Source organism: Streptomyces sp. NBC_00448 (genome assembly GCF_036014115.1).
Taxonomy (GTDB): Bacteria; Actinomycetota; Actinomycetes; order Streptomycetales; family Streptomycetaceae; genus Actinacidiphila.
The window spans coordinates 5,971,396-5,997,534 of record NZ_CP107913.1 but is presented as its reverse complement, the minus strand read 5'-3'; the positions used below and the strand labels follow the sequence as shown (position 1 = coordinate 5,997,534).

Annotated in this window: 18 protein-coding genes and 1 pseudogene; 7 read left to right on the top strand and 12 right to left on the bottom strand. The window is 73.3% G+C overall.

What is annotated here, in order from left to right; genetic code table 11:
• The first annotated feature begins 35 nt into the window (after nucleotides 1-35).
• Both OG370_RS25845 and OG370_RS25840 read left to right on the top strand, forming a co-directional pair.
• On the top strand, nucleotides 36-656 hold the full coding sequence (locus tag OG370_RS25845; RefSeq protein WP_328468218.1) for an HAD family hydrolase: 621 nt from the start codon (nucleotides 36-38) through the stop codon (nucleotides 654-656).
• A 7-nt stretch (nucleotides 657-663) separates the two neighbouring features.
• Nucleotides 664-1,881: a MerR family transcriptional regulator gene (locus OG370_RS25840; RefSeq protein WP_328468216.1), complete on the top strand. Its 1,218-nt coding sequence runs from the start codon at nucleotides 664-666 to the stop codon at nucleotides 1,879-1,881.
• A gap of 72 nt (nucleotides 1,882-1,953) precedes the next feature.
• On the opposite strand, the gene OG370_RS25835 is transcribed toward OG370_RS25840, so the two are convergent.
• Entirely contained in the window at nucleotides 1,954-2,976 is a 1,023-nt protein-coding gene (locus tag OG370_RS25835) for a hypothetical protein (RefSeq protein WP_328468214.1), read from the bottom strand.
• A gap of 275 nt (nucleotides 2,977-3,251) precedes the next feature.
• Between OG370_RS25835 and OG370_RS25830 the strand changes: the two genes are divergently transcribed.
• On the top strand, nucleotides 3,252-3,569 hold the full coding sequence (locus tag OG370_RS25830; protein ID WP_328468212.1) for a hypothetical protein: 318 nt from the start codon (nucleotides 3,252-3,254) through the stop codon (nucleotides 3,567-3,569).
• Between the two features lie 49 nt (nucleotides 3,570-3,618).
• On the opposite strand, the gene OG370_RS25825 is transcribed toward OG370_RS25830, so the two are convergent.
• Together OG370_RS25825 and OG370_RS25820 are read right to left on the bottom strand one after the other, a co-directional pair.
• The gene (locus OG370_RS25825) at nucleotides 3,619-4,302 is read right to left on the bottom strand and encodes a response regulator transcription factor (RefSeq protein WP_328468210.1); all 684 of its coding nucleotides are present in this window, start codon (nucleotides 4,300-4,302) and stop codon (nucleotides 3,619-3,621) included.
• Complete coding sequence (locus OG370_RS25820; protein WP_328468208.1) at nucleotides 4,299-5,600, bottom strand: ATP-binding protein; 1,302 nt, start codon at nucleotides 5,598-5,600, stop codon at nucleotides 4,299-4,301. Before OG370_RS25820 ends, OG370_RS25825 begins: the two co-directional genes overlap by 4 nt.
• 156 nt (nucleotides 5,601-5,756) lie before the next feature.
• On the opposite strand from OG370_RS25820, the gene OG370_RS25815 reads away from it, so the two are divergent.
• Nucleotides 5,757-7,226 (top strand): PspC domain-containing protein, encoded by a 1,470-nt coding sequence (locus tag OG370_RS25815; RefSeq protein ID WP_328468206.1) that lies wholly within the window; start codon nucleotides 5,757-5,759, stop codon nucleotides 7,224-7,226.
• 276 nt (nucleotides 7,227-7,502) lie between these two features.
• On the opposite strand, the pseudogene OG370_RS25810 reads toward OG370_RS25815, so the two are convergent.
• Together OG370_RS25810 and guaA are read right to left on the bottom strand one after the other, a co-directional pair.
• Nucleotides 7,503-7,976, bottom strand: a pseudogene (locus OG370_RS25810) (DoxX family membrane protein); the annotation flags it as partial.
• 195 nt (nucleotides 7,977-8,171) lie between these two features.
• Nucleotides 8,172-9,776, bottom strand: a complete 1,605-nt coding sequence (gene guaA / locus OG370_RS25805) for a glutamine-hydrolyzing GMP synthase (protein WP_328468204.1) — start codon at nucleotides 9,774-9,776, stop codon at nucleotides 8,172-8,174.
• A 383-nt stretch (nucleotides 9,777-10,159) separates the two neighbouring features.
• Between guaA and OG370_RS25800 the strand changes: the two genes are divergently transcribed.
• Nucleotides 10,160-10,426 carry a chorismate mutase gene (locus OG370_RS25800; RefSeq protein ID WP_328468202.1) on the top strand — a complete coding sequence of 89 codons (267 nt, stop codon included), beginning with the start codon at nucleotides 10,160-10,162 and terminating at the stop codon, nucleotides 10,424-10,426.
• A gap of 335 nt (nucleotides 10,427-10,761) precedes the next feature.
• On the opposite strand, the gene OG370_RS25795 is transcribed toward OG370_RS25800, so the two are convergent.
• From OG370_RS25795 to OG370_RS25770, 6 genes are all read right to left on the bottom strand, one after another.
• On the bottom strand, nucleotides 10,762-12,606 hold the full coding sequence (locus OG370_RS25795; protein ID WP_328468200.1) for a GMC family oxidoreductase: 1,845 nt from the start codon (nucleotides 12,604-12,606) through the stop codon (nucleotides 10,762-10,764).
• 83 nt (nucleotides 12,607-12,689) lie between these two features.
• Nucleotides 12,690-14,327 (bottom strand): succinic semialdehyde dehydrogenase, encoded by a 1,638-nt coding sequence (locus OG370_RS25790; RefSeq protein ID WP_328468198.1) that lies wholly within the window; start codon nucleotides 14,325-14,327, stop codon nucleotides 12,690-12,692.
• Nucleotides 14,328-14,552: 225 nt separating this feature from the next.
• The gene (locus OG370_RS25785) at nucleotides 14,553-16,712 is read right to left on the bottom strand and encodes a protein kinase (protein WP_328468196.1); all 2,160 of its coding nucleotides are present in this window, start codon (nucleotides 16,710-16,712) and stop codon (nucleotides 14,553-14,555) included.
• Nucleotides 16,713-16,862: 150 nt separating this feature from the next.
• Complete coding sequence (locus OG370_RS25780) at nucleotides 16,863-18,713, bottom strand: serine/threonine-protein kinase (RefSeq protein WP_328468194.1); 1,851 nt, start codon at nucleotides 18,711-18,713, stop codon at nucleotides 16,863-16,865.
• 181 nt (nucleotides 18,714-18,894) lie between these two features.
• The gene (locus OG370_RS25775) at nucleotides 18,895-20,667 is read right to left on the bottom strand and encodes a serine/threonine-protein kinase (protein ID WP_328468192.1); all 1,773 of its coding nucleotides are present in this window, start codon (nucleotides 20,665-20,667) and stop codon (nucleotides 18,895-18,897) included.
• Nucleotides 20,668-20,727: 60 nt separating this feature from the next.
• Nucleotides 20,728-22,434 (bottom strand): glycerol-3-phosphate dehydrogenase/oxidase, encoded by a 1,707-nt coding sequence (locus tag OG370_RS25770; protein WP_328468190.1) that lies wholly within the window; start codon nucleotides 22,432-22,434, stop codon nucleotides 20,728-20,730.
• Between the two features lie 326 nt (nucleotides 22,435-22,760).
• On the opposite strand from OG370_RS25770, the gene OG370_RS25765 reads away from it, so the two are divergent.
• The gene (locus OG370_RS25765) at nucleotides 22,761-24,047 is read left to right on the top strand and encodes a nucleotide sugar dehydrogenase (RefSeq protein ID WP_328468188.1); all 1,287 of its coding nucleotides are present in this window, start codon (nucleotides 22,761-22,763) and stop codon (nucleotides 24,045-24,047) included.
• A gap of 188 nt (nucleotides 24,048-24,235) precedes the next feature.
• On the top strand, nucleotides 24,236-24,877 hold the full coding sequence (locus OG370_RS25760) for a hypothetical protein (protein ID WP_328468186.1): 642 nt from the start codon (nucleotides 24,236-24,238) through the stop codon (nucleotides 24,875-24,877).
• 104 nt (nucleotides 24,878-24,981) lie between these two features.
• Here OG370_RS25760 and OG370_RS25755 read toward each other — a convergent pair whose 3' ends face one another.
• Entirely contained in the window at nucleotides 24,982-26,103 is a 1,122-nt protein-coding gene (locus OG370_RS25755) for a GuaB3 family IMP dehydrogenase-related protein (RefSeq protein ID WP_328468184.1), read from the bottom strand.
• Nucleotides 26,104-26,139: the final 36 nt, after the last annotated feature.

Genomic DNA, 26,139 nt, shown 5'->3' with positions numbered 1-26,139 from the left:
CGCCCGCCCGGCCACGCGTCGGAAGGACGACCGGGATGACCACTGCGTGCCTGATCCTCGACATCGGCGGGGTGCTGGAACTGACCCCGCGCACCGGCTGGGACGCCGCCTGGGAGCGGCGGCTGGGGCTGCCGGCCGGCGCGGTGGACCAGCGGCTGGAGGAGGTGTGGACGGCGGGCGGGTCCGGCGCCATGACCGAGCCGGAGACCCGGGCCGCGGTCAGCGCCGAGCTGGGCCTCGACCCGGCCAGGACCGACGCGTTCTTCGCCGACCTGTGGACGGAGTACCTGGGCACGCCGAACACCGAACTGATCGCGTACATAAGGGAGTTGCGGGGCCGCTGCACCCTGGGCATCCTCAGCAACAGCTTCGTCGGCGCCCGGGAGCGCGAGGAGGAGCGGTACGGCTTCGCGGCGCTGGTGGGCGGCGCGGACGCGGTGGTCTACTCGCACGAGATCGGGTGGTCCAAGCCCGATCCGCGCGCCTTCACGCTGACCTGCGAGCGGCTGGGGGCGCGCCCGGCGGACTGCCTGTTCGTGGACGACCTGGCGGCGAACGTCGAGGCGGCCGAGGCGCTCGGCATGTCCGCGGTGCTGCACACGGACAACGCGACGACGCTGGAGCGGATCGCCTCCCACGTCGCGGCCGCGGCCTGACCCGGGCATGGACCTGCTGACCATCGGCGCCTTCGCGAAGGCGGCCCGGCTCTCGCCGAAGGCGCTGCGGCTGTACGACGACCTCGGCCTGCTCCCCCCGGCCCGGGTGGACCCGGACACCGGCTACCGCTTCTACGCCCCCGAACAGCTCGAACGGGCGCGACTGGTGGCGTGGCTGCGCCGGCTGGGCATGCCGCTGGCCCGCATCCAGCGGGTGTGCGCGTGCGCCACCGACGCGGCCGCCGCCCAGGAGATACGCGGGTACTGGGCGCAGGTGGAGGCGGAGACCGCCGCGCGGCGGGACCTCACCGGCTTCCTGCTCGCCCACCTCGACCGCGCGCCGGACGCCCGAGCAGCCGGCCGCCAAGCGCCCGACGCCCAAGCGCACGATGCCCAAGCGCCCGATGCCCAAGCGCACGGCCCCCGAACACCTGGCCCTTCAGAAGGGAACGCACCCATGCCCGACGCCACTCTGACGTTGCGCTACTCCGCCCGCTCCGACACCGGCCTGGTCCGGCCGGGCAACCAGGACGCGGTGTACGCGGGCGACCGCCTGCTCGCGGTCGCCGACGGCTTCGGGCCGGCCGGCGCCCCGGCCAGCGCGGCCGCGATCGAGGCGCTCGCCGACCTGGACACGGGCGCACCGCTCCCGCCGGGCAACCTGCTCAACGTCCTCCAGGACGCGGTGGAGGCAGCGGCCCGCGCGGTCGGGACCGCGGCACCCGCACCCGTACCGGCATCCGCACCACCCGCACCCGGCACGGCCCCCGTCGGCACCACGCTCACCGCCATGCTGTGGACCGGAACCCACCTCGCCCTGGTGCACATCGGCGACAGCCGGGCGTACCTGCTGCGCGACGGCGAGCTGTTCCGGATCACCCACGACCACACGCTCGTGCAGTCCATGATCGACGACGGCCGGCTCACCGAGGCCGAGGCGGCCTCCCACCCGGACCGGTCCCTGCTGCTGCGGGCCCTGCTGTCCGACGGCCCGCCGCCCACCGCCGACCTGAAGCTGCACGCACCGCGGCGCGGCGACCGCTACCTGCTGTGCTCCGACGGGCTGCCGGCGGTCGCCGGGCCGGCCGACATCCGCCGGGTGCTGGTGGACGAGGCCGAACCCGACGAGGCCACCCACGCGTTGATCGCTCTCGCGAACGGCGCGGGCGGCCCCGACAACGTGAGCTGCGTGGTGGCGGACGTGGTCGCCCCCGCCACGCGGTAACTCCCGTCAGGACTCCCGCTCAGAACTCCCGTCAGGAGCGCCCCGGACCGTCAACCGGCCGGGGCGCCCTGCTCACTTGAGGCCGACGTGGCTGCCCGCGGCCGAGACCGCCGGGGTGGTCGACGTGCCGGCGAAGGAGAACCGCCAGTAGCCGTCGGCCGTCGCCTTGTAGGTGGTCTTCAGGTTGCCGTGGCTGTCGGTCTTCACCGTCTTGAGCGTGGTGTAGGTACTGCTGTTCTTCTTGCGGAACTGCAGCTTGACCGGCTGGCCGGTGTAGCCGGCGTACTTGTGGGTGTCCCAGTTGGCGCGGCTGAGCTTGCCCGTGACGGTCACGGTGCCGCCCTTCTTCACCGGCTTCGGCGTGGCGCTCGCGGTCAGCGTCGCGTAACGCTGGATGGCCGGCGCGTGCTGGCCGGTGAGCGCCGCCTGCCCGATCTTGGTCGGGTCCGGGTTGTCGCCGTCCTGGCCGTTGAGCGCGACCGCCCAGGCCACCGCGTGCCAGCCCGTGCCCGGGTCCTTCAGGGTGAGGTCCTGGCCCGGGTAGATGTCCACGGTGCCCTTGCAGCTCTCCACCGTGACCACGGAGTTCGCGGAGCTGGTGGAGGAAGTGACGCTGCACTTCGGCGGGTTGTCACCGAACAGGTCGTTGCTCGGGGTGTTCGCCGAGCCGCGGTAGAGGTCGACGCCGGCGTAGAAGTCGTCCGCGCGGACATCGACGTTCGTGGCGGTGAGGGTGAAGCTGAAGGGCACGTGCACCGTGTTCGTCGTGCCGACGACCACGGCCGGCTTGCCGTTGTCGACCTTGAGCTGGGAGAAGGTCACGGCGAGCGGGTACGGCTGGGCGGCGGCGGTCGCGGCCGAAGCAGCGGCTGAAGTGGCGGCCGACGTGGCTTCCTTCACCGCCGGCTTGGCGGCGGACTGGGCGGCCGACCCGGCGGCCGAGGTGCCCACCGCGAACCGGTGGGCGGACGCCCAGCCGCCGTGGGCCGGGAAAGCGCCGGAAGCGCCGGTCGCCTGTGCGGCCGGGATCGCGACGGCAGTCAGGGCCAGTGCGCCCGAGACGACTGCGACGGCCGCGGTTGCGCGTATACGCATGGATTCTCCGCTTGAGCAGCGTCACGGCGGCCGGGAGGCCCGGCCGCCGTGACGAGAGGAATCAAGAGCCTTGTGGCTCGCCCTGCTTGACGGGCCCGCGCCCGCACACGTTGCACGAGCTGTGAAGTTTCTGTGAGAACTTGTCCGGCATAGCGGACCGATCGCCGTTCCCCGCGACGGCGAAGGTCACGGTTCGGGCATTCCGACCGTCGCCACCCCGCACCGGCGTAGTGTCTACGCTCGCCCGATGAGCCGACCCGACGGGAGAACCACCGATGCAAGCCCTGAAGGCGAGTTGGGGCGACTGGATGGCAGCCTTCCAGCAGCGCTACGACCGGCTGCCGCGCACGGCGCCGGACGCCCGCTGTCCCAACTGCGGTGCCCGCGAGCTGAATCTGACCTTCTGCGGTCTGCCCGCCGACCGCGTCGGCTACGCGTCCTTCTGGTGCGACGGGTGCCTGACCGGCATCCACCTCAGCCGCTGCGCGGTGCCGGACGACGTCCCCATGGACTCCGTGCACACCCCGGTGGAACAGCGCACCGCGCACACCCCCAACTACGTCCTGGTCTGGCCCACCGACGAGGACGAGTAAGCCGCCCCGCCGAACGCGCGGAACGCGTCGCGCCCCGCGACCCGCGCGCTCAGACCAGCCGCCGGGCGGTCGCCCAGCGCGTCAACTCGTGCCGGTTGGAGAGCTGGAGCTTGCGCAGCACCGCGGAGACATGCGACTCGACGGTCTTCACCGAGATGAACAGCTGCTTCGCGATCTCCTTGTAGGCGTAGCCGCGGGCGATCAGCCGCAGCACCTCGCGCTCGCGCTGGGTGAGCCGGTCGAGGTCCTCGTCGACGGGCGGGGCGTCGGTGGAGGCGAAGGCGTCGAGCACGAAGCCGGCCAGCCGGGGCGAGAAGACCGCGTCGCCGTCGCGCACCCGGAAGATCGAGTCGACCAGGTCGGGCCCGGTGATGGTCTTGGTGACGTAGCCGCGCGCGCCGCCGCGGATGACGCCGATCACGTCCTCGGCCGCGTCGGACACCGACAGCGCGAGGAAGCGCACCGGCCGGTCCGGGTCCGCGCTGAGCGCCGCGCACCGCCGCAGCACCTCCACCCCGCCGCCGCCGGGCAGGTGGACGTCGAGCAGCACCACCTCCGGCCGGGTCGCGTTGACGACGGTGACCGCCTGGTCCACGTCGGCCGCCTCGCCGACCACCTCGACCCCGGTCTCCGCGGTGACGCCGATCTCCGCCTGCACCCCGGTGCGGAACATGCGGTGGTCGTCGACGAGGACCACCCGGACCCGTCGTTCGTCTCCCGTGGGCGTAGTCATGCCACCGCCACCCTCTCCATCTCGAGTTCGACTTCCGTGCCGCCGCCGGGCGCGGCCCGCAACCGGGCCTCGCCGCCGTTGCGCCGCATCCGTCCGATGATCGATTCTCTTACGCCCATGCGGTCGCCGGGAACCCGGTCGAGGTCGAAACCGGGACCGTGGTCGCGTACGGAGACGAACACCTTCGCCTCCTCGACCTCGGCGTAGACCTGGACCGCGCCGTCGCCACCGTACTTCGCCGCGTTGACCATGGCCTCGCGCGCGGCCTGCATCTGCGCCGCCAACCGTTCGTCGAGCGGGCAGTCGCCGACGCAGACCACCTCCACCGGCACGCCGTGCGCGTCCTCCACCTCCGCGGCGGCGGCCCGTACGGCGTCGGCGAGCGTGGTCGGCTCGTCGTCGCGGCCGGTGCCCTCGGGGCGGTAGAGCCAGGCGCGCAACTCGCGTTCCTGGGCCCGGGCCAGCCGCGCCACCTCGCGCGGCTCCTCCGCGTGCCGCTGGATCAGCGTGAGCGTGTGCAGCACCGAGTCGTGCACATGGGCGGCGACCTCCGCGCGCTCCTGGGCGCGGATACGCATCAGCCGCTCCGCGGACAGGTCCTGCGTCATCCGCACCAGATACGGCCCGGCGATCAGCGCGACCCCGACCAGCACGGCGAGCGCGGCCTGGAGGATGCCGCCGAGGTGGCTGCCGGAACCGCGCACCACGATGAAGCCGGTCACCCCCGCGATCACCAGCACGATGCCGCCCGCGGCCCGTACCAGCGGCCAGAACCGCTTGCCGTGGCTCATCTCGACCCAGCGCGCCTTGCGGGCGTTGTCGGCCTGCCGCCACACCAGCGCGACGCCGGCGCCGATCAGCAGCAGCGGCCACACCGCGCGGTTGGCCGCGCCGAGGTTGAGGTTGTCCACGAGGATGCCGGTGCCGCCGGCCAGCGCGATCAGGGCCATGATCTGGCCCTTGTCCGGACGCTTGCCCGCCAGCCAGGACCGGGCGTCGCGCGGCTCCTTGGCCTCGGAGACGCCGCCGACGCCGAGCGGCACGAAGAACCAGAACACCGCGTAGAGCAGGATGCCGATGCCGTTGAAGACGGCGAGCAGCACGAACAGGGCCCGTACCCACAGCACGGGCAGCCCGAGGTGGCCGGCCAGCCCGCGCGCCACCCCGCCGACCATCCGGCCCTCGGAGCTGCGGTAGAGCTTGCGCACACCGGACGCCGCCGGGTCGGGCGGCGTGAGGAAGGACGCTCCGGAGACGCCGCCGGACGGTCCGGGCGGCGGCGGGGTGCTGGCTGACATACCCCGATCGTCACACAAGCACGTCCTCGCGGGCATCAGGGTGAACCCCCGAGGATTGCCCGGCCCGACCCCCAGGGGGCGTCCGGGGCGGGATCAGGGTCGTACCAGGGTCGGGGCGGGTGCCGGTACGGCGGCGGACGGGCGACCATGGTGTCCATGACCGACGACCCCACCGAGACGAGCGCGGCCCGGAACCGGGCCACGGACCGGGACGAGGTCCGCGGCGAGGTTCGGGACGAGGGCGCCGGTGCGCCGCCCCCCTCGCCCGCGGACGAGGCCCCGCGGCCGGCCGGCGCGACCCGGGACGACCGCGGCACCGACGCGGGCGGCACGGGCACCGGCACTCGTACCGGCAGCACCCGCGCCTCACACGGGGACGACGGCAAGGACGGCGACGGCGACGGCACCGCCGACGACAGCCGCCCGAAACTCCGGCGCGGCCACGGCAAGGACAAGGTGCTGGCCGGCGTCTGCCACGGCGCGGGCCGCTACTTCGGCGTCGACCCGGTCATCTTCCGTATCGTGCTCGCCGTCCTCGCGCTGACCGGCGGCATCGGTCTGATCATCTACGGCCTGGGCTGGCTGGTCATCCCGCAGGAGGACGAGGAGGAGAGCGAGGCGCACCGCCTGCTCTCCGGCCGGATCGAGGGGGCGCCACTGACCGCCGTGCTGATGGCACTGGTCGGCTGCGGTCTGTACGCCTCGATGCTCGGCAACGGCGGCAACCAGGCGTTCTCCCTGATCCTGCTGGCCGCCACCGTCGCCGCCGTGTACTGGTCGCAGCAGCGGACCAGGATGCAGGCGGCCGGCGAGACCCCGCTCGCGGCGGCGAGCGCCGTCGCCGACGCACCGCCCGCCGCGCAGGCGCCGCCCGAGCCCGGCAGCACCCCGTCCTGGTGGCGCGACCCGCTGACGAAGGCGCCGCCCTACCTGTGGGGCCCGGACGACGGGCCGTACCAGGCGGCGGACCGGCAGGCGTGGCGGGAGCGGAAGAGGAAGACCCGCAAGGAACGCCAGTGGCCGTTCGGCCTGGTGGCCTTCCTGCTGGCGGCGACGGCCGCGGGCGTGGGCACCTGCGTGGCGGTGCACCGGACGTCGGTGGGCAGCAGCGTGGAGATCGGACTGGCGTCCGCGCTCGGCGTGTTCGGCGTGGCCTACCTGATCGCGTCCTTCGCGGGGCGGCCGCGCGGCCTGACCGCGTTCTGGTCGCTGCTGACCATCGCCGGCCTGATCGGCGCGGCCTCGCTGCCGAAGGACCAGGAGGGGTGGACCAGCCGGTGGACCCCGACCACCGCGACCGCGATCCAGCCGTCGTACGTGCGCGGCGCGGGCGACGGCGTCCTCGACCTGCGGACCGTGTCGCTGGGCAACCGCACGGTCAGCACCCGGCTGGACGTGCACGTGGGCGAGGCGGAAGTGAAGCTGCCGCCGAACGCCACGGTGGTCCTGACCTACCACATCGGCGTCGGCGACGTGCTGCTGCCGGGAAAGAGCCACAGCGGAGTGAACATCAGGAGCGGCACCCACGACACCGAGGTCTACAGCCCGAGGTCGGGCACCCCGTCGACCGGCACCATCGACCTCACGGTCAAGGTCGGCGTCGGAGATCTGCGGGTGGTCCGGTGAAGCGGCACCGTTTTGAACCGACCGCCCTGATGATGGGCCTGGTCCTGATCGGCCTGGCGGTGGCCTTCTTCCTCGACGTGGCCGGTGTGGGGAACCTCTCGGACCCCAACCTGTCGATCCCCGTCGCGGGCACCTGCCTCGGCCTGGTGGTGGCGACGGGGGTCGTCACGCAGGGGGTGCGGACCGTACGGGCCCTGCGGAAGCGTCGATCCCCTCGGCGGTAGCCGCCGCGGGTCCGGCCGCCGCGGGTCCGGCCGCCCCGGCGACGGCGACACCGGCGCCCGCACCGGTGCGCCGCTTCCTGATCAGCAGGTCGAGCGACAGGTAGGGCGTGCCCGCCAGCACCAGCGGCAGCCAGGCCATCAGGTAGGCGAGGTCGTTGCCGTAGTAGTAGGGCGTGGTGGACCAGCTCACGGTCAGCCACAGGCTCAGCGAGATCAGCGCGCCGCCGAGCGCGGCGACCCGGCCGAGCAGCCCGAAGAGCACGCCGAGACCGGCCGCCAGCTCGCCGAGCGCGATCGCGTATCCGAAGCCGTGCGGCGCCTTCAGCGCGAGGTCGACCATCGCCGGGATCGCCGCGGAGTCCCGCACGCCGTGCAGGGTCTGCAGCAGCGAGCCGTTCGCCGAGTCGGTGAAGAAGGTGTTGCTGGTCAGCTTGTCGAGCCCGGCGTAGGTGAACGTCACACCGAGAAAGATCCGCAACGGCAGCAGTGCGTAGCGACGTGCGGTCTCCCGCCACATCTCCAGCATCGTCTCCCGCCTCTCCCGCCGCTCTTGGTGGGGTGGAAGTCGTCTTCCGTTGCAGCGGCGTCAGGGGGTCATACGTACACCGGCGGGCTGTGACTCAACCCGGCGGGACATTTCCCGGCCCGCCGCACCGGCCGCCACACCTGCTGCCGCACCGGACCGCCCCCTGGCGCGAGACCGTACGGGGGCGGTGCCCGCTCACTCCCACTCGATGGTGCCCGGCGGCTTGCTGGTGACGTCGAGCACGACCCGGTTCACGTCGGCGACCTCGTTGGTGATCCGGGTGGAGATCCGGGCCAGCACGTCGTACGGCAGCCGGGACCAGTCGGCGGTCATGGCGTCCTCGGAGGAGACCGGCCGCAGCACCACCGGGTGGCCGTAGGTGCGGCCGTCGCCCTGGACGCCCACCGAGCGGACGTCGGCGAGCAGCACCACCGGGCACTGCCAGATGTCGCGGTCCAGGCCGGCCGCGGTCAACTCCTCGCGGGCGATGGCGTCGGCCTCGCGCAGCAGGTCGAGGCGGTCCCTGGTGACCTCGCCGACGATACGGATGCCGAGGCCCGGGCCGGGGAACGGCTGCCGCTGGACGATCTCGTCGGGCAGGCCGAGCTCCTGCCCGACCATCCGCACCTCGTCCTTGAAGAGCTTGCGCAGCGGCTCGACCAGGGCGAACCGGAGGTCCTCGGGCAGGCCGCCCACGTTGTGGTGGGACTTGATGTTGGCGGTGCCGGTGCCGCCGCCGGACTCCACCACGTCCGGGTAGAGGGTGCCCTGCACCAGGAACTCCACCGGCTGGTCGTCCGGCGCCTCGGCGATGATCTCGGCCTGCGCCTGCTCGAAGACCCGGATGAACTCCCGGCCGATGATCTTGCGCTTCTGCTCCGGGTCGGACACCCCGGCGAGCGCGGCGAGGAACCGCTCGGAGGCGTCGACGACCTTCAGCCGCACCCCGGTGGCGGCCACGAAGTCCTTCTCGACCTGTTCGGTCTCGCCCTTGCGCATCAGGCCGTGGTCGACGTAGACGCAGGTCAGCTGGTCGCCGATGGCGCGCTGCACCAGCGCGGCGGCGACCGCGGAGTCCACCCCGCCGGACAGTCCGCAGATCGCCCGCCGGTCGCCGACCTGGGCGCGGACCGCGGCGATCTGCTCGTCCACCACGTTGCTGGTGGTCCACTCCGGCTTGATGCCGGCGCCGCGGTAGAGGAAGTGCTCCAGGATCTGCTGGCCGTGTGTGGAGTGCATCACCTCGGGGTGGTACTGCACGCCGTACAGCCGCTTCTCGTCGTTCTCGAACGCGGCGACCGGGACGACGTCGGTGCTCGCGGTGACGGTGAAGCCGTCGGGCGCGGCCGAGCAGGCGTCGCCGTGGGACATCCACACCGACTGCTGGGCGGGGGTGCCCTCGAAGAGGGTGGAGCCGGGCTTGGAGACCTCGAGCGCGGTCCGGCCGTACTCGCGGGCGCCGGTGTTGTCGACGGTGCCGCCGAGCGAGGTGGCCATCAGCTGGAAGCCGTAGCACATCCCGAAGACCGGTACCCCGGCCTCGAACAGCTCGCGGTCCAGGCTGGGCGCGCCCGGCGCGTAGACCGACGAGGGGCCGCCGGACAGGATGATCGCGCTCGGCCGCTTCGCCAGCATCTCGGCGACCGGCATGGACGAGGGCACGATCTCGCTGTAGACCCGCGCCTCGCGCACCCGGCGGGCGATGAGCTGGGCGTACTGCGCGCCGAAGTCCACGACCAGGACGGTGTCGGTGGCGGCGGCGCCGTCGGGAGCGGGGTCGGCTGGGGTCGCTGAGGACACGGGCGGCCTTCCGGCGAGGGTGCGGGAGTGTGCCGCCAGTCTACCCAGCGCCGGGCGGCTCCCCCGACGGCGCCCGCCGCCCCCGCCGCCTCCGACCGCCGCACGGCCCCGCGCTCCCACCGCAGCGCCCGACGCAGCCCCCACCGCACCGCCCGCGCCCCGCCTTGCGCGCACACCCGGTCGGTGGTCCATACTGGCGCCATGCACACGCACACCTTCGCGTTTACCTATGGCACCGGCTGGTCCGGCTGCCATGGTCGCGTCGCGTGAGCTGAAGCAAGCGACCTCCAGGCGCCCCGGGCCACTCGGCCCGGGGCGCCTGTCGTTTCCCCGGACCGCGGCCCGGGTCGTGACCGACGTGCCACCGACCCGAGGAGCAGACCGTGACCGAGACCCTTCCCTCCGACACCGAGCAGATCATCGCCGAGGCCCGACAGCGCATCGACGACCTCGACGCGCGGATCATCGAACTCGTCCAGCAGCGCGTAGCGGTGTCGCAGGAGGTGCAGCGGGCCCGGATGGGCGCCGGCGGCCGGCGGCTGCACCTGACCCGCGAGATGGAGGTGCTGCGGGCGTACGGCGACGCCCTCGGCCGCCCCGGCACCGCGCTCGCGATGACCCTGCTGGAACTGGGCCGGGGCCGGGTATGACGGTATGACCGCGGCGGGCGAGGTTCCCCTTTCGAGGGGGATCACCCGAACGGCACGTGACCGGCCGACGGCCCCTTCGTTGGAGGTGATGTCCGTGCCAGCCAGGGGCGGTAACCCAACACCACGCGTGGAAATGGACACCGCCTAGACGCAGCTAGGCGGGGTGTGAGCCGGTGCGATGAGGCGGCCGCGGCAATGTGGCCGCCGTGGGACCTCGCATCGGTGCGAGTGGCCGGACGGCAGGGGACAGCAGCCCGGTCACGACTCTAAAGAGGCGGTCGGTTCCCGGGGACGCCCGGGACCGGCCGCTCTGCGAGTGACACATTACAGCGTGTTCAGGGCGTTTTGGGCACCTGCGGCGCTTCTTCCGCCCGAGGGACTCGGGGTATCGGCAGCAGCGTGAGCCGCAGCGCGCCGAACGCGTCCGCCGGCACCACCGGGGAGACCGGCTCGACCGCGGCGATCCTGCGGTACACCTCGCCCTGGGACGGCCGGGGGTCCGCCGCGCCCTTGTTCGGCCACAGCGACATCGCCCGTTCGGCCTGTGCGGTGATCGTCAGCGAGGGATTGACGCCGAGGTTCGCCGAGACCGCGGCGCCGTCGACCACATGGATGCCCGGATGCCCGAACAGCCGGTGGTACGGGTCGATCACGCCGTGGTCGGCGTCCGCGCCGATCGGGCAGCCGCCCAGGAAGTGCGCGGTCATCGGCCGGTCGGTGGCCTCGCCGACGTTGCTGCCCGCGAAGCCGTTGATCTCCTCGGCGATCAGCTCGGCCGCCCGCGCGCCCTCGGGGATGTGCACGGGGTTCGGGGCGCCATGGCCCTGACGTGCCGTCAGCAGCCCCTTGCCCAGGCCCTTGTCCTTGCGGTAGGTGGTCAGCGAGTTGTCGCTGGTCTGCATCACCAGTCCGATGATCGTCCGTTCCGACCATCGGAAGTTCGACAGCGAACGGAACGCGACCGCCGGGTGCCGCAGGTAGTTGACCGCGAACTCCGCCCAGCGCGGCAGCTTCCCGCGGTACGGCGCGGCCATGATCGACAGGTTGCCCATCGCGTTGGAGCCGCGGCCGTAGCGGACCGGTTCGATGTGGGTGTGGTCGTTCGGGTGCACCGACGAGGTGATGGCCACGCCCCGGGTGAAGTCCAGCGGGCGGTCCGGGTGGCGCTTGCGGTAGCGGGACGCGGAGGTCTGCGCACCCACCAGCGCCTCGGAGTTGGTCCGGGTCAGCTCGCCCAGCCGGGCCGAGATCCGCGGCAGCCGGCCGGAGTCCCGCATGGCGTGCAGCAGCGTCTGGGTGCCGTAGGTGCCGGCCGCGACCACCACCTGGCGAGCCCGCAGCACGCCGCGGGCGCCCTTCCTGCGCCGGTCGGTGGGCACGGTGGTGACCCGGTAGCCCCCCGCCGGGTCGTCGGCCAGCTCGACGACGGTGGTCATCGCCCGGATCTCGGCGCCGGCCCGCTCCGCCAGGTGGAGGTAGTTCTCGTTGAGCGTGTTCTTCGCGCCGTGCCGGCAGCCGGTCATGCACTCGCCGCACTCGACGCAGGCCCGCCGGCGCGGCCCGGCGCCGCCGAAGTACGGGTCCGCGACCTCCTCGCCGGGCGCCGCGCCCGGCCCGCCGGTCCCGTCGCCCTCGCCGCCGGCCCCCTCGCCGCCGCAGGCGTCCCGCCCGTCGCCGAAGAACACCCCGACCGGCGCGAGGTGGAAGCTCTCCCCCACGCCCATCTTCTCGGCGGCGGACTTCAGATGGACGTCGGACGGCGTCATCGTCGGGTTGAGCCGCACCCCGAGCATCCGCTTGGCCTGGTCGTAGTACGGCGCCAGCTCCTGCTGCCAGTCGGTGATCGCGCCCCACTGACGGTCCTGGAAGAACGCGGCCGGCGGGACGTACAGCGTGTTGGCGTAGTTCAGCGAACCGCCGCCGACGCCCGCGCCGGCCAGCACCAGCACCTTGCCCAGCACATGGATGCGCTGGATGCCGTAGAGGCCGAGCGAGGGCGCCCACAGGTAGTTGCGCACGTCCCAGGAGTTCTTCGGAAGCTCCTCGCGGGTGAAGCGGCGGCCCGCCTCCAGCACGCCGACCCGGTAACCCTTCTCGGTCAGCCGCAGCGCGGACACCGCACCGCCGAAGCCCGATCCGACGACGATGACGTCGTAGTCGTAGCCGTCTTCCTGTGCCACCTGGTCCTCCGGAGGATCGGTCGTCGAGCGGGGTCGGGTCGGGTCGCGTGGGAAGCCGGCGCGGGTCGGGAGCCGGGCCGCGCTCAGCGGATGTGCAGCCCCTTCATCAGCCGCAGCGAGGCGTTGAGCAGCGCCGCGTACTTCTCGTCGCTCATGCCGAACGCCGGGCCCATCGGCATCAGCCGCTGCACCGCGATGGTCTGCGCCTCGGTGTACTTCACGATGCCCTCCGAGCCGTGCCGGCGGCCCAGCCCGGAGTCCTTCATGCCGCCCATCGGCGCCCGCACGCTGCCGTAGGCCGCCGCGTACGCCTCGTTGACGTTGACCGTGCCGGAGCGCAGCCGGGCCGCGAGCGCGGTGCCGCGGCGGACGTCGCGGGTCCACACGCTGGAGTTGAGGCCGTACTCGGTGGCGTTGGCGCGCTCGACCGCCTCGTCCTCGTCGTGGAAGCGGTAGACGGACACCACCGGGCCGAAGGTCTCCTCGGCGCACACCGCCATCGGGGCCTCGACGCCCGTGAGCACGGTCGGCTCGTAGACGTACGGGCCGATGTCGGGGCGCGGGCGGCCGCCGGTGAGCACCGCGGCGCCCTTCTCCCGGGCCTCGTCCACATGCCGGGTGACCACGTCGAGCTGCCGCGGCCCGACCAGCGAGCCCATGCCCGCGCCGTACGCCAGCGCGGTGCCGAGCTTGAGCGAACGGGTCAGCTCGACGAACTTCGCGGTGAAGGCGTCGGCGACCGACTCGTGCACGAACAACCGCTCGATGGAGATGCACAGTTGCCCGGCGGAGGCGAAGCAGGCCCGCACCGCGCCGGCCGCGGCCCGGTCCAGGTCGGCGTCGCGCAGCACCAGCAGGGCGTTCTTGCCGCCGAGTTCGAGCGAGGCGCCGACCAGCCGGGCGGCGGCGCGCTGGGCGACCTCGCGGCCGGTGCGGGTGGAGCCGGTGAAGGAGACGTAGTCGGCGTGCTCGACCACCGCGGGGCCGACCACCGGGCCGTCCCCGATCACGATCTGCCAGACGTCCTCGGGCAGCCCGGCCTCGATGAGCTGCCGGCGGGCCCACAGCGCGGTCAGCGCGGTCTCGGTGTCGGGCTTCATCACCACCGCGTTGCCCGCCGCGAAGGCGGGCAGCGCGTCGCCGACGGACAGCTCCAGCGGGTAGTTCCAGGGCGCGATCTGCCCCACCACCCCGCGCGGCTGGCGCACTTCGAGCGCCTTGGTGAGGGTGGGCACGGCGCCGGTGTGCCGCTTCGGCCTGAGGTAGGCGGGCGCCTTGAAGCCGTAGTGCCGGGCGGCCATCGCGACCACCTGCACCTCTTCGTGGGCGTGCAGCCGCGCCTTGCCGGTCTCCAGCTGGATCAGGTCGAGGACTTCGGCCTGCCGGGCGAGCACCAGGTCGTGGAAGCGCAGCAGCACCCGGGCGCGCTCGCGTACGGAGGTCGCCGCCCAGCCGGTCTGGGCGGCGCGGGCGCGGCGGTACGCCTCGGCGACGTCGTCCGGGGTGGCCTCGGGCAGGTCGGCGAGCTTGTCGCCGGTCAGCGGGGTGTGGCCGGCGGTGCGGCCGGAGCCGAGCACGCCCCGGGTCAGCCGGGCGACGAGGTCGGGGGTGACGACATCCCGCGGGCCGCGTGCGGTGGCGGGCTGCGGCGCGACGGGGTTGTCGGTGCTGCCGTCGGTGAGGGAGGCACTGCGTGTCACGCTTTCCGGCGAATCCGTCATGCCGGTGAGGGTACGGCGACCGGCCCGCCGTGGGTACCCATCAGTAGCTTTTTTCTCCGTGACTTCTGCAACCACGCCAGCGCGCAATGGCATCGTGGTGATCTTCGCAGGTCAGCATGGTCGAACAGGCGGGCGGACGGCGGCCGCACGCACGGACCGGCGAACGAGCGGGACCGCGAACGGGCGGCGGGCTGACGGACCGTCGGACCTGGGGCCGGGCCGGGGTCAGTTCGCGGTGTAGGTCTGGACGGCCTTGTCGAACGCCTGCTGGACCGCCGTCCGCTGGTTGTCCAGGCCGGTGACCAGCACGATGTGGTACTTGCCGTCGATCAGGATGGCGAGGTTCCGCGCGTACACGCCCTGGCCGCTGGAGTTGCGGTATGTGTACTCGCCCTCGGCCGCCGGGTGGCCGTCGAGCGTCAGGGACTGCAGGCCCGACGCGGAGGACCAGGACGAGGAGCGGAAGTCGGACAGCTCCGGCTCGTTGAGCTGGTAGGCGACCGGGTCGGTGCCGCGCGCGGAGGACTTGTCGCGGCCGGGGACGACGGTGAGTTGGAGGTCGTCGCCGGAGTAGGTGACCTCGTCCTGGGCGTTGGGGCCCGAGCGCTGCCAGCCGGTGTGCACCGCGACGGAGAAGCCGGCCGCGTCGTGCCGCAGCGCGTAGCCGGGGCCGAGCGCGGGTCCCGACGGGGAGGCGGGCGCCGTCTTCGCGGGCTTGGTCGGGGACTTGCCGGCGGGCGCGGAGGTGCCGGTGGACGGCGCCGTGGAACCGTCCCCCTTGCCGTCGCCCTTGCCGGCACCGGGGTTCGGCATCCGGGCCGGCACGCTGCGGTCGGCCTTCGCGCCGTCGGAGGAGTCGCCGCGGTGCGGCATCACCAGCAGGGCGTACGCCACCGCGGCCGCGAGGATCACCAGCACCGCGATCAGCAGCCGCACCCCGAGCCGGCGCGGCGAGTCGTCGCTGCCGTCGGGACGCCGGTAGACGACGTCCTCCTCGTGGATGTGCGGGCGGGCGGCGGTGCGCGGGCCGCCACGGCCGGCGGTGGGCTGGTCCGGCACGGACGGGCGCGGCTGCCGGGCCGCCTTGGCCGGGCGGGTCGCTTCCATCGACGCGGTCGGCGCGACCGGCGCGGCGGGGGCCGGACCGGTGCCGGACATCCCGAGGGCGGTGGTGGCACCCGGCGCCTTCGGCAGCTTGGCGGGCTTGGGCGGCTTCGGCGGGCGGCCCACCTTGGCCTGCTTGCCGCGGGCGTGCCTGCGGTGCTGGGCACCCGCCTCCGCCTCGGCGCCCGCCTTCCGCCGGCGCCGCCGGACCAGTTCGCCCCGGCGCCGCTTCACCGGCAGCTTCGCCGGGTCGGTGGGCACCTGCACGGTGCTGACGCCGAGGTCGGGTTCGGGCGCGGAGCGGATCAGCGAGCGCAGCCAGCCGCCCAGCTCCTCTGCCTCCGGCCGCTCCTCGGGGTCCGGGCGCAGCAGCGACTCCACGATCGGCCGCAGCGGGCCGCACTCCTCGGCGAAGGCCGGCGGCTCCGCGCAGACCAGTTGGACGAGTTCGGCCGCGCTCTCCTCGGGGAAGGGCGGGTGGCCCTGGACGCTGCGGAACAGCAGCGAGCCGAGCGCCCACAGGTCGGCGGCCGGGCCGACCGGCGGGGACAGCCGCCAGTTCTCGTGCACTTCGTGCGCCTGCTCGGGCGCCCAGCGCTCGGTGACGGCGCCGACCACGGTGATGCGGTTCTGCCGGGCCCGCTCCTGTTCCAGCGCGGACCGCGGGCCGTGCCAGTCGTCGGAGTCCGCGTCGGTGCCGCCGGCGAGCACCTGCTCGGGCACCGGGTCGTATCCGCACAGCGCCTCCTGGGCGGCGCCCGCGGCCAGGCCGGCGAGCATCGCGCGGCCGTCGTCGCAGACCAGCACGGTGCTCGCGGTGACGTTGCGGTGCGTCCAGCCGGTGGCGTGCAGGGCGCGCAGCGCGGTCAGCACGTCGGAGGCGACCTCGGCGGCGCGGTAGGCGTCCAGCGGGCGCTCGGCGAGTAACGCGGCCAGCGACCGGGCGGACACCAGTTCGCTCGCGATCCACAGGCTGCCGTCCTCGACGAAGATGTCGAAGACCTGGACCAGCCGCGGGTGGTCGGGAATGGCGGCCGCGGTGCGGGCCGCCTCCAGGGCGCGCCGGGCGCTCTCGTCCAGCCCCTCGGCGCCGTCGGACCCGCCGGGGCCCTCCTCGCCGGGGTCGGCGCTGACCACCTCGGGCAGCAGCACCTGGTGGACCAGGACCTCCTGGCCGCTGTAGGTGTCGAAGGCGCGGCTCTCGACGAGTTCGAACTCGTCGGCGGGCGGCCGGGGCAGCCGGTAGCGCTCAGCGAGCACCCGTCCTGCGTACTCCTCCACGGCGCCCCCCTTCCGGCCCGCCCGTTCGCTCATCCGCCCGCGCACCCGAAACGGTCAGGCCCTTTCAGGTCCGGACACTTCCGACGGCGAGTCGGTCCGTATCCGGCTGCGGACAGTCCACACGCACTCACCTTACGTGCTTCGCCCCGCCTACTTGGCCGGTTTGAAGGTACTGAAGAAGGTCGCGAGCCTGTGCTGGTTCACGTCGCTGCCCCACGCGCCGGCCGGGGTGGTGTACATCAGGGCGTAGCCGTGCTTCTTGTCCGTCACCATGCCGCGGTTCAGGACATGTACGGCCTTGCCGTTCTGCTGCCGGGTGTATTCCCAGTCGGCGGCGTCGTAGTCACGGTAGTCCGCGGAGGCCACCTTGATCTGGTGGTAGTTCTTCATCTGCCCCGGCGCGGCGGCCGCCGAGACCTGCCAGTTGTGCAGGGCGCTCTTGCCCGGGCTGTGAGTCCAGTCCACCAGCAGGTTCTCGCCGCCGCTGCCCTTGAAGCGCGAGCCGACGCCGTAGCCGTCGTCACCGACCCGCTTCCACCCCGCGGGGAGCGCGATCGAGAAGCCCTCGGAGTCCTTGAAGGTGTGCCACCCCTGGGGGAGGGCGTCGGTGCCGGACCCGGAGGCCGGCGGGGTGGTGGAGGCGGTCGTGCCGGCCGTGCCGGGCGACCCGGCCGCGCCGTCGGGGTCCTGGCCCTGGCCCTTCTCCTTGGCCGCGTTCTTGTCGGTGCCCTGGGCGGAGGTGCTCGGCGTGCCGCCGCCGGACGCGCCCTTGCCGCTCTTGCCGTCGCCGCCACCGGAGTTGGCTATCGCGATGCCTATCACGGTGCCCAGCAGCGCCAGCACCACCAAGGCCACGACGATCACCATGGTGCGGCGCGGCACCACGTCGCTCAGCGGCGCGCGCGCCGGTCCGGCCGGGGCCGCCGCGCCCGCTCCCGCGGGCACCTTCCGGTCGGTCGCCTTGCGCAGCGCGCGCAGCGCCTCGCGTGCCCTGGCCTGGTCGATCGCGGCCTTGCGGGCGGCGGGCGGCGCGTCCGTCGGCACGGGCTGGGGGTCGATCGCGGCGCCCACGGTGGGCGGCACCGACGGCATCGGCATCACGCTGGTCGCGTCGGCGGCCGGCTCGACCGGCTGGTCCGGGGCGTTCACCACGGCGTTGAGCAGCCGCCGCGCGCCCGCGTCGTCCAGCCGCCGGTCCGGGTCCTTGACCAGCAGCCCGTTGATCGCCTCGGCGAGTGGCCCGGCGTTGCTCATCGGCCCGACCGGCTCGGTCATCACCGCGGTGAGGGTGGCGATCGCGGAGCCCTTGTCGTAGGGCGGGTGGCCCTCGACGGAGGCGTACAGCAGCGCGCCGAGCGACCACAGGTCGGCGGGCGGCCCGGGCTTCTGGCCGCGGGCCCGCTCGGGCGAGATGTACGACGGCGCGCCGACGAGCATGCCGGTGGACGTCACCGACGGGTCGCCGTCGATCAGCGCGATGCCGAAGTCGCCGAGCACGACCCGCCCGCTGCCCGAGGCCCGGCCCTCCTCGTCGTCGCCGGTCTCCGCGAGCAGCACGTTGGACGGCTTCACGTCGCGGTGCAGGATGCCCTCCGCGTGCGCGGCCTTGAGCACGTCGAGCAGCACCAGGCCGATCTCCGCGGTGCGCCTGGCGGTGAGCGGCCCGTCCTCGCGGATCGCGTCGGCCAGCGAGCGGCCCTCGACCAGCTCCATGACGATCCACGGCCGGTCGTCCTCCTTGACGACGTCGAAGACCGTGATGGCGCCGGTGTTGCGGATGCGCGCGGTGGCCTTCGCCTCGCGCAGGGTGCGGGTGACCAGGCGGCGCTTCTCGTCCTCGTCCACGTTGCCGGGGAAGCGCAGTTCCTTCACGGCGACGTTGCGGCCGAGCGTCTCGTCGACCGCGCGCCACACGGTGCCCATGCCGCCCTTGCCGAGCACGCCACCGAGGCGGTACCGGTCGGCGAGCAGGCGTCCGTCGGTACCTTCGTCCTCGCTCATGGAATCCCTCTGTCGTGTCTTCCGGGTGGGTGCCTGGTTCCCGGGGTGGCGGCGCGCACCGGTGCGGGCCTGCGCGCGTGCCGGATGGCGGCAGCCGCCAACGGCTTCACCGGCGGCGGTTGTCGGGCGGTTCGGCTACCCATCATCCCCGAACGGGGAAGGTGCATGCGAACCCGGCAGGTCAGTCCATGGCCCGGAATCCGGCGACGGCGTTGTTGAACACCGGTAGCCACTGCTGCCATTGGGCCTCGGGGGCCGACAGGTAGATCGCGTACTCGGTGCCGCCCGGTTTGCCGAAGCCCATGTCGATGGCGTGCCAGTCGCGGATCTTGCCCTTGAAGGTGAACTCCCACAGCGCGGCCCGCTCGCCGAGGACCAGGGTGCGGTCCATCCGCTTGCGGTGGTAGCCGTCGACCTGCTTCTCGGTCTGCGGTTCCAGTTCCTCGAAGTGCTCCAGGGGGTCGGTACTGCCGAACGGCAGCGCGTTGACCTTCAGCCCGACCAGCCCGTCATCGGTGAGCCAGTCGACCTCGTCGCTGCCGTTCGGCGTGGACCTGGTCCACCCCTCGGGCACGGGCACGGAGTAGTCGTAGCCGTCGTGCTGCTCCGTGGCGAGCCGGTAGCCGGCCGGGAGCTTCGGCGGCGGCGGTGTGGTCGGCGCGGGGGCCGTGGTGGGAGCCGGGGCGCTGGTCGGAGCGGTCGGTGTCGGACTGCCGACGGCGGAGTCGTCCGCGCCGCCGCTGTGGGAGCGGTGGACGGCGTACAGCGCGCCGCCGGCGGCCACGGCGGCCACGGCGACGGCCGCGATCCACGGCAGGGCGCGGCGTCGGCGGCGCGGGGCGGTGCCCGACCGGTGGGAGGCGAGCGAGTCGCCGTGCTGCGGGCTCCGCGGTGTGTCCTCGTCCCGGCCCTGCCCGCCCGGCTCGGGCTCCCCCGGGCCGCCCGGCGTCCCCGGGCCGCCCGCGGCTCCCGCAGCACCGTCAGGGTGCTCCTGAGCGGCGTCCGCGCCCTGCTGCGGGCCGGCCGCCGTGCCGGTGCCCAGCGGTGTGACGACGGTGGTCCCGGTGCGGGGCGACTGCTCGGCGCCGAACCGCTCGCGCTCCACCTCCGCGGTGTCCGTCTCCGCGGCCGGCAGCCGCAGCATCCGCTCGGCCTCCTCGGCCGACAGCCGCTGCTGCGGGTCCCTGACGAGCAGTCCGGCGATGAGGTCGGCGAGCACCCCGGCCTTGCCCGGCGGTTCGAGCGGCTCCTCGGCGATGGCGTACGCGGTCTCGATCGCGGTGGGGCGGCGGAACGGCGAGATGCCCTCGACCGCCTGGTACAGGGTCGCGCCCAGCGCCCACAGGTCCGACTCGGGCCCGGGCAGGACGCCGCGTATCCGCTCCGGGCTCAGGAAGTCGATGGAGCCGATGAGTTCGCCGGTGCGGGTGAGGGTCGAGGTGCCGGACGCCTGGGCGATGCCGAAGTCGGTGAGGACGATCCGGGAGTCCTCGCCGAGCAGCACGTTGCCGGGCTTCACGTCGCGGTGCAGCACCCCGGCGCGGTGGGCGGCGCGCAGCGCGGCGACCATGCCGCGGCCCACCCGGGCGGCCTCGGCCGGCTCCAACGGGCCCTGCGCCTTGAGGCGTTCGCCCAGGGTGACCGAGGGGACGTACTCCATCACTATCGACGGCAGCCCCGCGTCGTCGACCACGTCGTGCACGACCACCACGTTGGGATGGCTGATCCGAGCGGCGGCCCGGGCCTCGCGTCTGGTGCGCTCGAAGAGGGTGGCCATCTCCTCGTCGTCCATGTGCGGCTGCGGCGGGTGCAGCTTCTTCACCGCGACCCGCCGGCCGAGGAGTTCGTCCTCGGCCAGCCACACCGTGCCCATCCCACCCCGGCCGATGCGTTCGAGCAGCCGGTAGCGGCCCGCGACGAGCCGCCCTTCGTCGCCGTGTCCGGCCCCATTCATGTCGTGCCCTTCCGATCCCCCGCGGGCGCCTCCCGTCTTGCGCCCAGGCGAACTTGGCGCCTAGAGAGGCACGATATCGGGCGCGCCCAACCGAGCGGCGTCCGCGGTCTGGTCATCGGGCTGGAGTTGCGACTCGCGCTCGGCCTCGACCCGCTTCTCGTAGTACTCGACTTCCTTGTCGATCTGCGCCTGGTCCCAGCCCAGCACAGGTGCCATCAACTCCGCGGCGGGGCGCGCGCTTCCGGTGCCGCGGTCGAAGGTCTCGATCGAGATACGCGTTCTGCGGGTCAGTACGTCCTCCAGGTGACGGGCACCCTCGCTCTGGGCCGCGTAGACGATCTCGGCGCGCAGGTAGTCGTCGGCGGCGGGCAGCGGTTCGCCGAGCGAGGGGTCCTCGGCGATCAGCGCCAGCACCTCCTCGGAGAGCGTGCCGTACCGGTTGAGCAGGTGCTCCACCCGGGCGACGTGCACGCCGGTACGGGCGGCGGTGCGGGCCCGGGCGTTCCACAGCGCCTGGTAGCCCTCGGCGCCGAGCAGCGGCACCTCCTCGGTGCAGCAGCCGGCCACCTTGCGGTCCAGGCCGTGCACGGCCTCGTCCACCGCGTCCTTGGCCATCACCCGGTAGGTGGTGTACTTGCCGCCGGCCACCACCACCAGGCCCGGCAGCGGGTGGGCGACGGTGTGCTCGCGGGACAGCTTGCTGGTCGCGTCGGACTCGCCGGCCAGCAGCGGCCGCAGGCCCGCGTACACGCCCTGGACATCGTCCCTGGTCAGCGGGGTGGCGAGCACCGAGTTGACGTGTTCGAGCAGGTAGTCGATGTCGGCGCTGGACGCGGCCGGGTGCGACTTGTCCAGGTCCCAGTCGGTGTCGGTGGTGCCCACGATCCAGTGCCGGCCCCACGGGATGACGAAGAGCACGCTCTTCTCGGTCCGCAGGATCAGCCCGGTGCTGGAGTGGATGCGGTCCTTCGGCACGACCAGGTGGATGCCCTTGGAGGCGCGGACGTGGAACTGGCCGCGCTCGCCGATCAGGGCCTGCGTGTCGTCGGTGAACACCCCGGTCGCGTTGACCACCTGACGGGCCCTGACCTCGTACTCGCCGCCGGCCTCCAGGTCCTCGACCCGGGCGCCGACCACCCGCTCGCCCTCGCGCAGGAACCCGACCACGCGGGCCTGGTTGGCCACCACCGCGCCGTACGACGCCGCGGTGCGCACCAGCGTCATCACCAGGCGGGCGTCGTCGACCTGGGCGTCGTAGTACTGCAGGGCGCCGACCAGGGCGTCCTTGCGCAGCGCGGGCGCGATCCGCAGCGCGTGCTTGCGGCTGAGGTGGCGGTGGACGGGCAGGCCGCGGCCGTGCCCGGAGGAGATCGACATCGCGTCGTAGAGCGCCACGCCGGAGCCGGCGTAGAGCCGCTCCCAGCCCTTGTGCTGGAGCGGGTAGAGGAACGGCACCGGCCTGACCAGGTGCGGGGCCAGCCGTTCCAGCAGCAGGCCGCGCTCCTTCAGCGCCTCTCTGACCAGGGCGAAGTCCAGCATCTCCAGATAGCGCAGGCCGCCGTGGATGAGCTTGCTCGACCGGCTCGACGTGCCGGACGCCCAGTCGCGGGCCTCGACCAGGCCCACCGACAGGCCGCGGGTGGCGGCGTCCAGCGCGGTGCCCGCGCCGACCACGCCGCCGCCCACGACCAGGATGTCCAGTTCGTGCTCGGCCATCCGGGCGAGAGCCTGGGCCCTTTCCGCCGGGCCGAGTGATGTCGTACGCATCCGTGCCTCCGTGACTGCGTCGCTGCGGTGTCGCTCGGTGTCTCGGTGTCGCTCGCGGTCGCTCGGTGTCGCGCTGCCGCCTGCCGATCGGTGCCGTGGCGTCGCCGCCGCAGCGTGTTCCGCGGCTGGTGGCGCGGTCGGATCGGGCCGCCGCGTACCTACCCGCTCCCTCTCGATAGTGACCGCACCCGCGCCGACCGGCCAGCGCTGCCCGGCGCGCCGTGTGGTCATATCAGTGATTTGTCTGGTTAACCTGTTTTAAAACCATCTGTGAGCCTCTTTGTGTGTCTCACCGAGGGTCGGCTCCAGGGAGAGGACCCGCAACGATGCCCGCAGACCTCGCCGTACTCGGACTGGGCCATACCGGTCTCCCCCTCGCGCAGGCGGCCACCGCCGCCGGTATCGGCACCATCGGCTACGACCCCGATCCGGCCGTCGTGGCCGACATCAACGCCGGCCGGGTGCCACCGGGCACCCTGGCCGCGGCCGAACTGCGCCGGATGCTGGCCGGCGGCTTCCGCGCGACCAGCGACCCCGCGGTGCTCGGCCGGGTCAGAACCGCTGTGATCTGCGCTCCTACCCCGCTCGGCGAGGACCACGCGCTGGACCTGACCGCGGTCGCCGCCGCCGCCCGCGCGCTCGCCGGGCACCTGCGCCCGCACACCACCGTCGTCCTGGAGTCGGCGGTGCACCCGGGCACCACCGAGGAGTACCTGCGGCCGCTGATCGAGGCCGGCGGGCTGCGGGCCGGCCGCGACTTCCACCTCGCCTACTCCCCCGGCCGGCTCGACCTCGGCAACCGCGACTTCCCGCTCTCCCACATCCCCAAGGTGGTCGGCGGCCTCACCCCCGCCTGCACCGAGGCGGCCGCCGCCTTCTACAGCCGCCTGAGCGAGCGGGTGGTACGCGCCCGCGGCCCGCGCGAGGCCGAGGCGGTCAAGCTGCTGGAGACCAACTACCGGCACGTCAACATCGCCTTCGCCAACGAGATGGCGGTCTACTGCCACGACCTCGGCGTCGACCTGTGGGACGTGATCCGCTGCGCGGAGACCAAGCCGTTCGGCTTCCAGGCGTTCCGCCCGGGCCCCGGCGTCGGCGGCCACGCGGTGCCCCTCGACCCCAACGCGGCGCCGCACTTCGCCACCGGCACCGGCGGCGGCACCGGCCGCCCGCGCACCCCCGGCCACCCGCTGCGCATGGTCGAACTCGCCCAGGAGGTCAACGGCCGCATGCCGCGCTACGTGGTGCAGCGCGCCGCGGCCCTGCTCAACGAGCACGGCAAGTCGCTGCGCGGCGCCCGGGTGCTGCTGCTGGGCGTCACCTACAAGGCGGACCTCGCCGACCAGGAGGGCGCGCCGGCCCGGGAGATCGGCACCCGGCTGATGGAACTGGGCGCCCAACTCTGCTACCACGACCCGTACGTGCCGCAGTGGCGCGTTCTCGACCATCCGGTGCCGCGCGCCGACTCGCTGTGGGAGGCCGCCGCCGACGCCGACCTGACGCTGCTGCTCCAGCACCACCGCACCTACGACCTCCAGGGGCTGGCGGTCAAGGCGCAACTCCTGCTGGACACCAGGGGCGCGACCCCCGCGGGAGCGGCGGCCCGGCTGTAGCCCCCCGGGCGCGGGACGGGACAACAGGGTCCCGTGGGGCTGAGGTTGCGCACACTTGTCGTGGTCCTGTAACGAGCAGATGAAGCATCTTGTCCGATTGTCATCCCCCCCTGCTAGATTTCGGCGTCACTGTTTCGCACCTGCGCAACCTTGTGCGATACCCGCTTCCGTCCCCGGGGGAACCTTTCGTGAGCGCCAACTTCCCACCTCCGCAACAGCCTTCCGGCCAGAACCCGTTCACCCCGAAGCCGCCCGGCAGCCCCTACGGCCAGCCGCCGGCCGGGAGCCCGTACGGCCAGCCCCAGAACCAGCCGCAGAACCCGTACGGCGCTCCGCAGGCCGCACCCGCCTTCAACCCGAACGCCTACCCGCCGCCGGCGGTCGCCCAGCACCGCGACAACGTGGGCCTGGGCATCGTGGCCGGCGTCGTGGTCGCCATCGTCGCGGCGCTCGCCTACGGCGGGCTGCTGCGCGCCATGGCCAAGAGCGACGGCACCACGGTCGAGTTCCGCTACGCGGCGCTCGCGGTCGGCGCGCTGATCGGCGTCGCGATGGGCAAGGTCGGCGGCCGCAACCTCGCGCTGCCGTTCGTGGCGATCGTGCTCGCGCTGCTCTCGGTGATGTTCGGCGAGATCTTCGGCGGCGCGCTGGTCATCAGCCACTACATCAGCCAGCAGGGCGGGGACCTCTCCGTCAGCCAGCTGCTCTTCCACCACTTCGGCACCCTCTTCAAGGCGTGGAAGTCGGACTTCGGCGCGATGCGGGTCTTCTTCCTGATCTTCGCCGCGCTCGCCGCCTTCGGCCTGGCCAAGCGGATGGGCGAAAGCTGAGCCGCCGCCACCACCGCATGACGAAGGGGCCCGTACCGCGCGGACGCGATACGGGCCCCTTCGTGTGCTCCCGGTCGGGTGCTCCGGTTCCGGTGCTCCCGGTCTCAGCGGTGGTGGGTCGGCGACACGGTGACCTCGACGCGCTGGAACTCCTTCAGGTCCGAGTAGCCGGTGGTGGCCATCGAGCGGCGCAGGGCGCCGAAGAAGTTCATCGAGCCGTCAGGGGCGTGCGACGGGCCGAGCAGGATGTCCTGGGTGGTCCCGGCGGTGCCGAGGTTCATCCGCTTGCCGCGCGGCAGTTCGGTGTTGACCGCCTCCATGCCCCAGTGGAAGCCGCGGCCGGGCGCGTCGGTGGCGCGGGCCAGCGGGGAGCCCATCATCACCGCGTCCGCGCCGCACGCGATCGCCTTGGGCAGGTCGCCGCTCGCGCCGAAGCCGCCGTCCGCGATGACGTGTACGTACCGGCCGCCGGACTCGTCCATGTAGTCCCGGCGGGCCGCCGAGACGTCCGCGACGGCGGTCGCCATCGGCACCTGGATGCCCAGCACGTTCCGCGTGGTGTGCGCGGCGCCGCCGCCGAAGCCGACCAGCACGCCCGCGGCCCCGGTCCGCATCAGGTGCAGCGCCGCGGTGTACGTGGCGCAGCCGCCGACGATCACCGGCACGTCCAGCTCGTAGATGAACTGCTTCAGGTTCAGCGGCTCGTGCGACCCGCTGACGTGCTCGGCCGACACCGTGGTGCCGCGGATCACGAACAGGTCGACGCCCGCGTCCACCACGGCCTTGGAGAACTGCGCCGTACGCTGCGGCGACAGCGCCGCCGCCGTGGTCACCCCGGCGTCGCGCACCTCCTTGATCCGCTGGCCGATCAGCTCCTCGCGGATCGGCGCCGCGTAGATCTCCTGGAGCCGCGCGGTGGCCCGGGAGTCGTCGACCTCGGCGATCTCCGCGAGCAGCGGCTCCGGGTCGTCGTACCGCGTCCACAGCCCTTCCAGGTTCAGCACCCCGAGGCCGCCCAGGTTGCCGATCCGGATCGCCGCCTCGGGGGAGACCACCGAGTCCATCGGCGCGGCCAGGAACGGCAGCTCGAACCGGTAGGCGTCGATCTGCCACGCGATCGAGACCTCCTTGGGGTCCCGGGTCCGCCGGCTGGGCACCACGGCGATGTCGTCGAACGCATACGCCCTGCGGCCCCGCTTGCCCCGCCCGATCTCGATCTCAGTCACGTCCTACGCCTCTCTGTCCGTCCTGCGCAGCCCAGT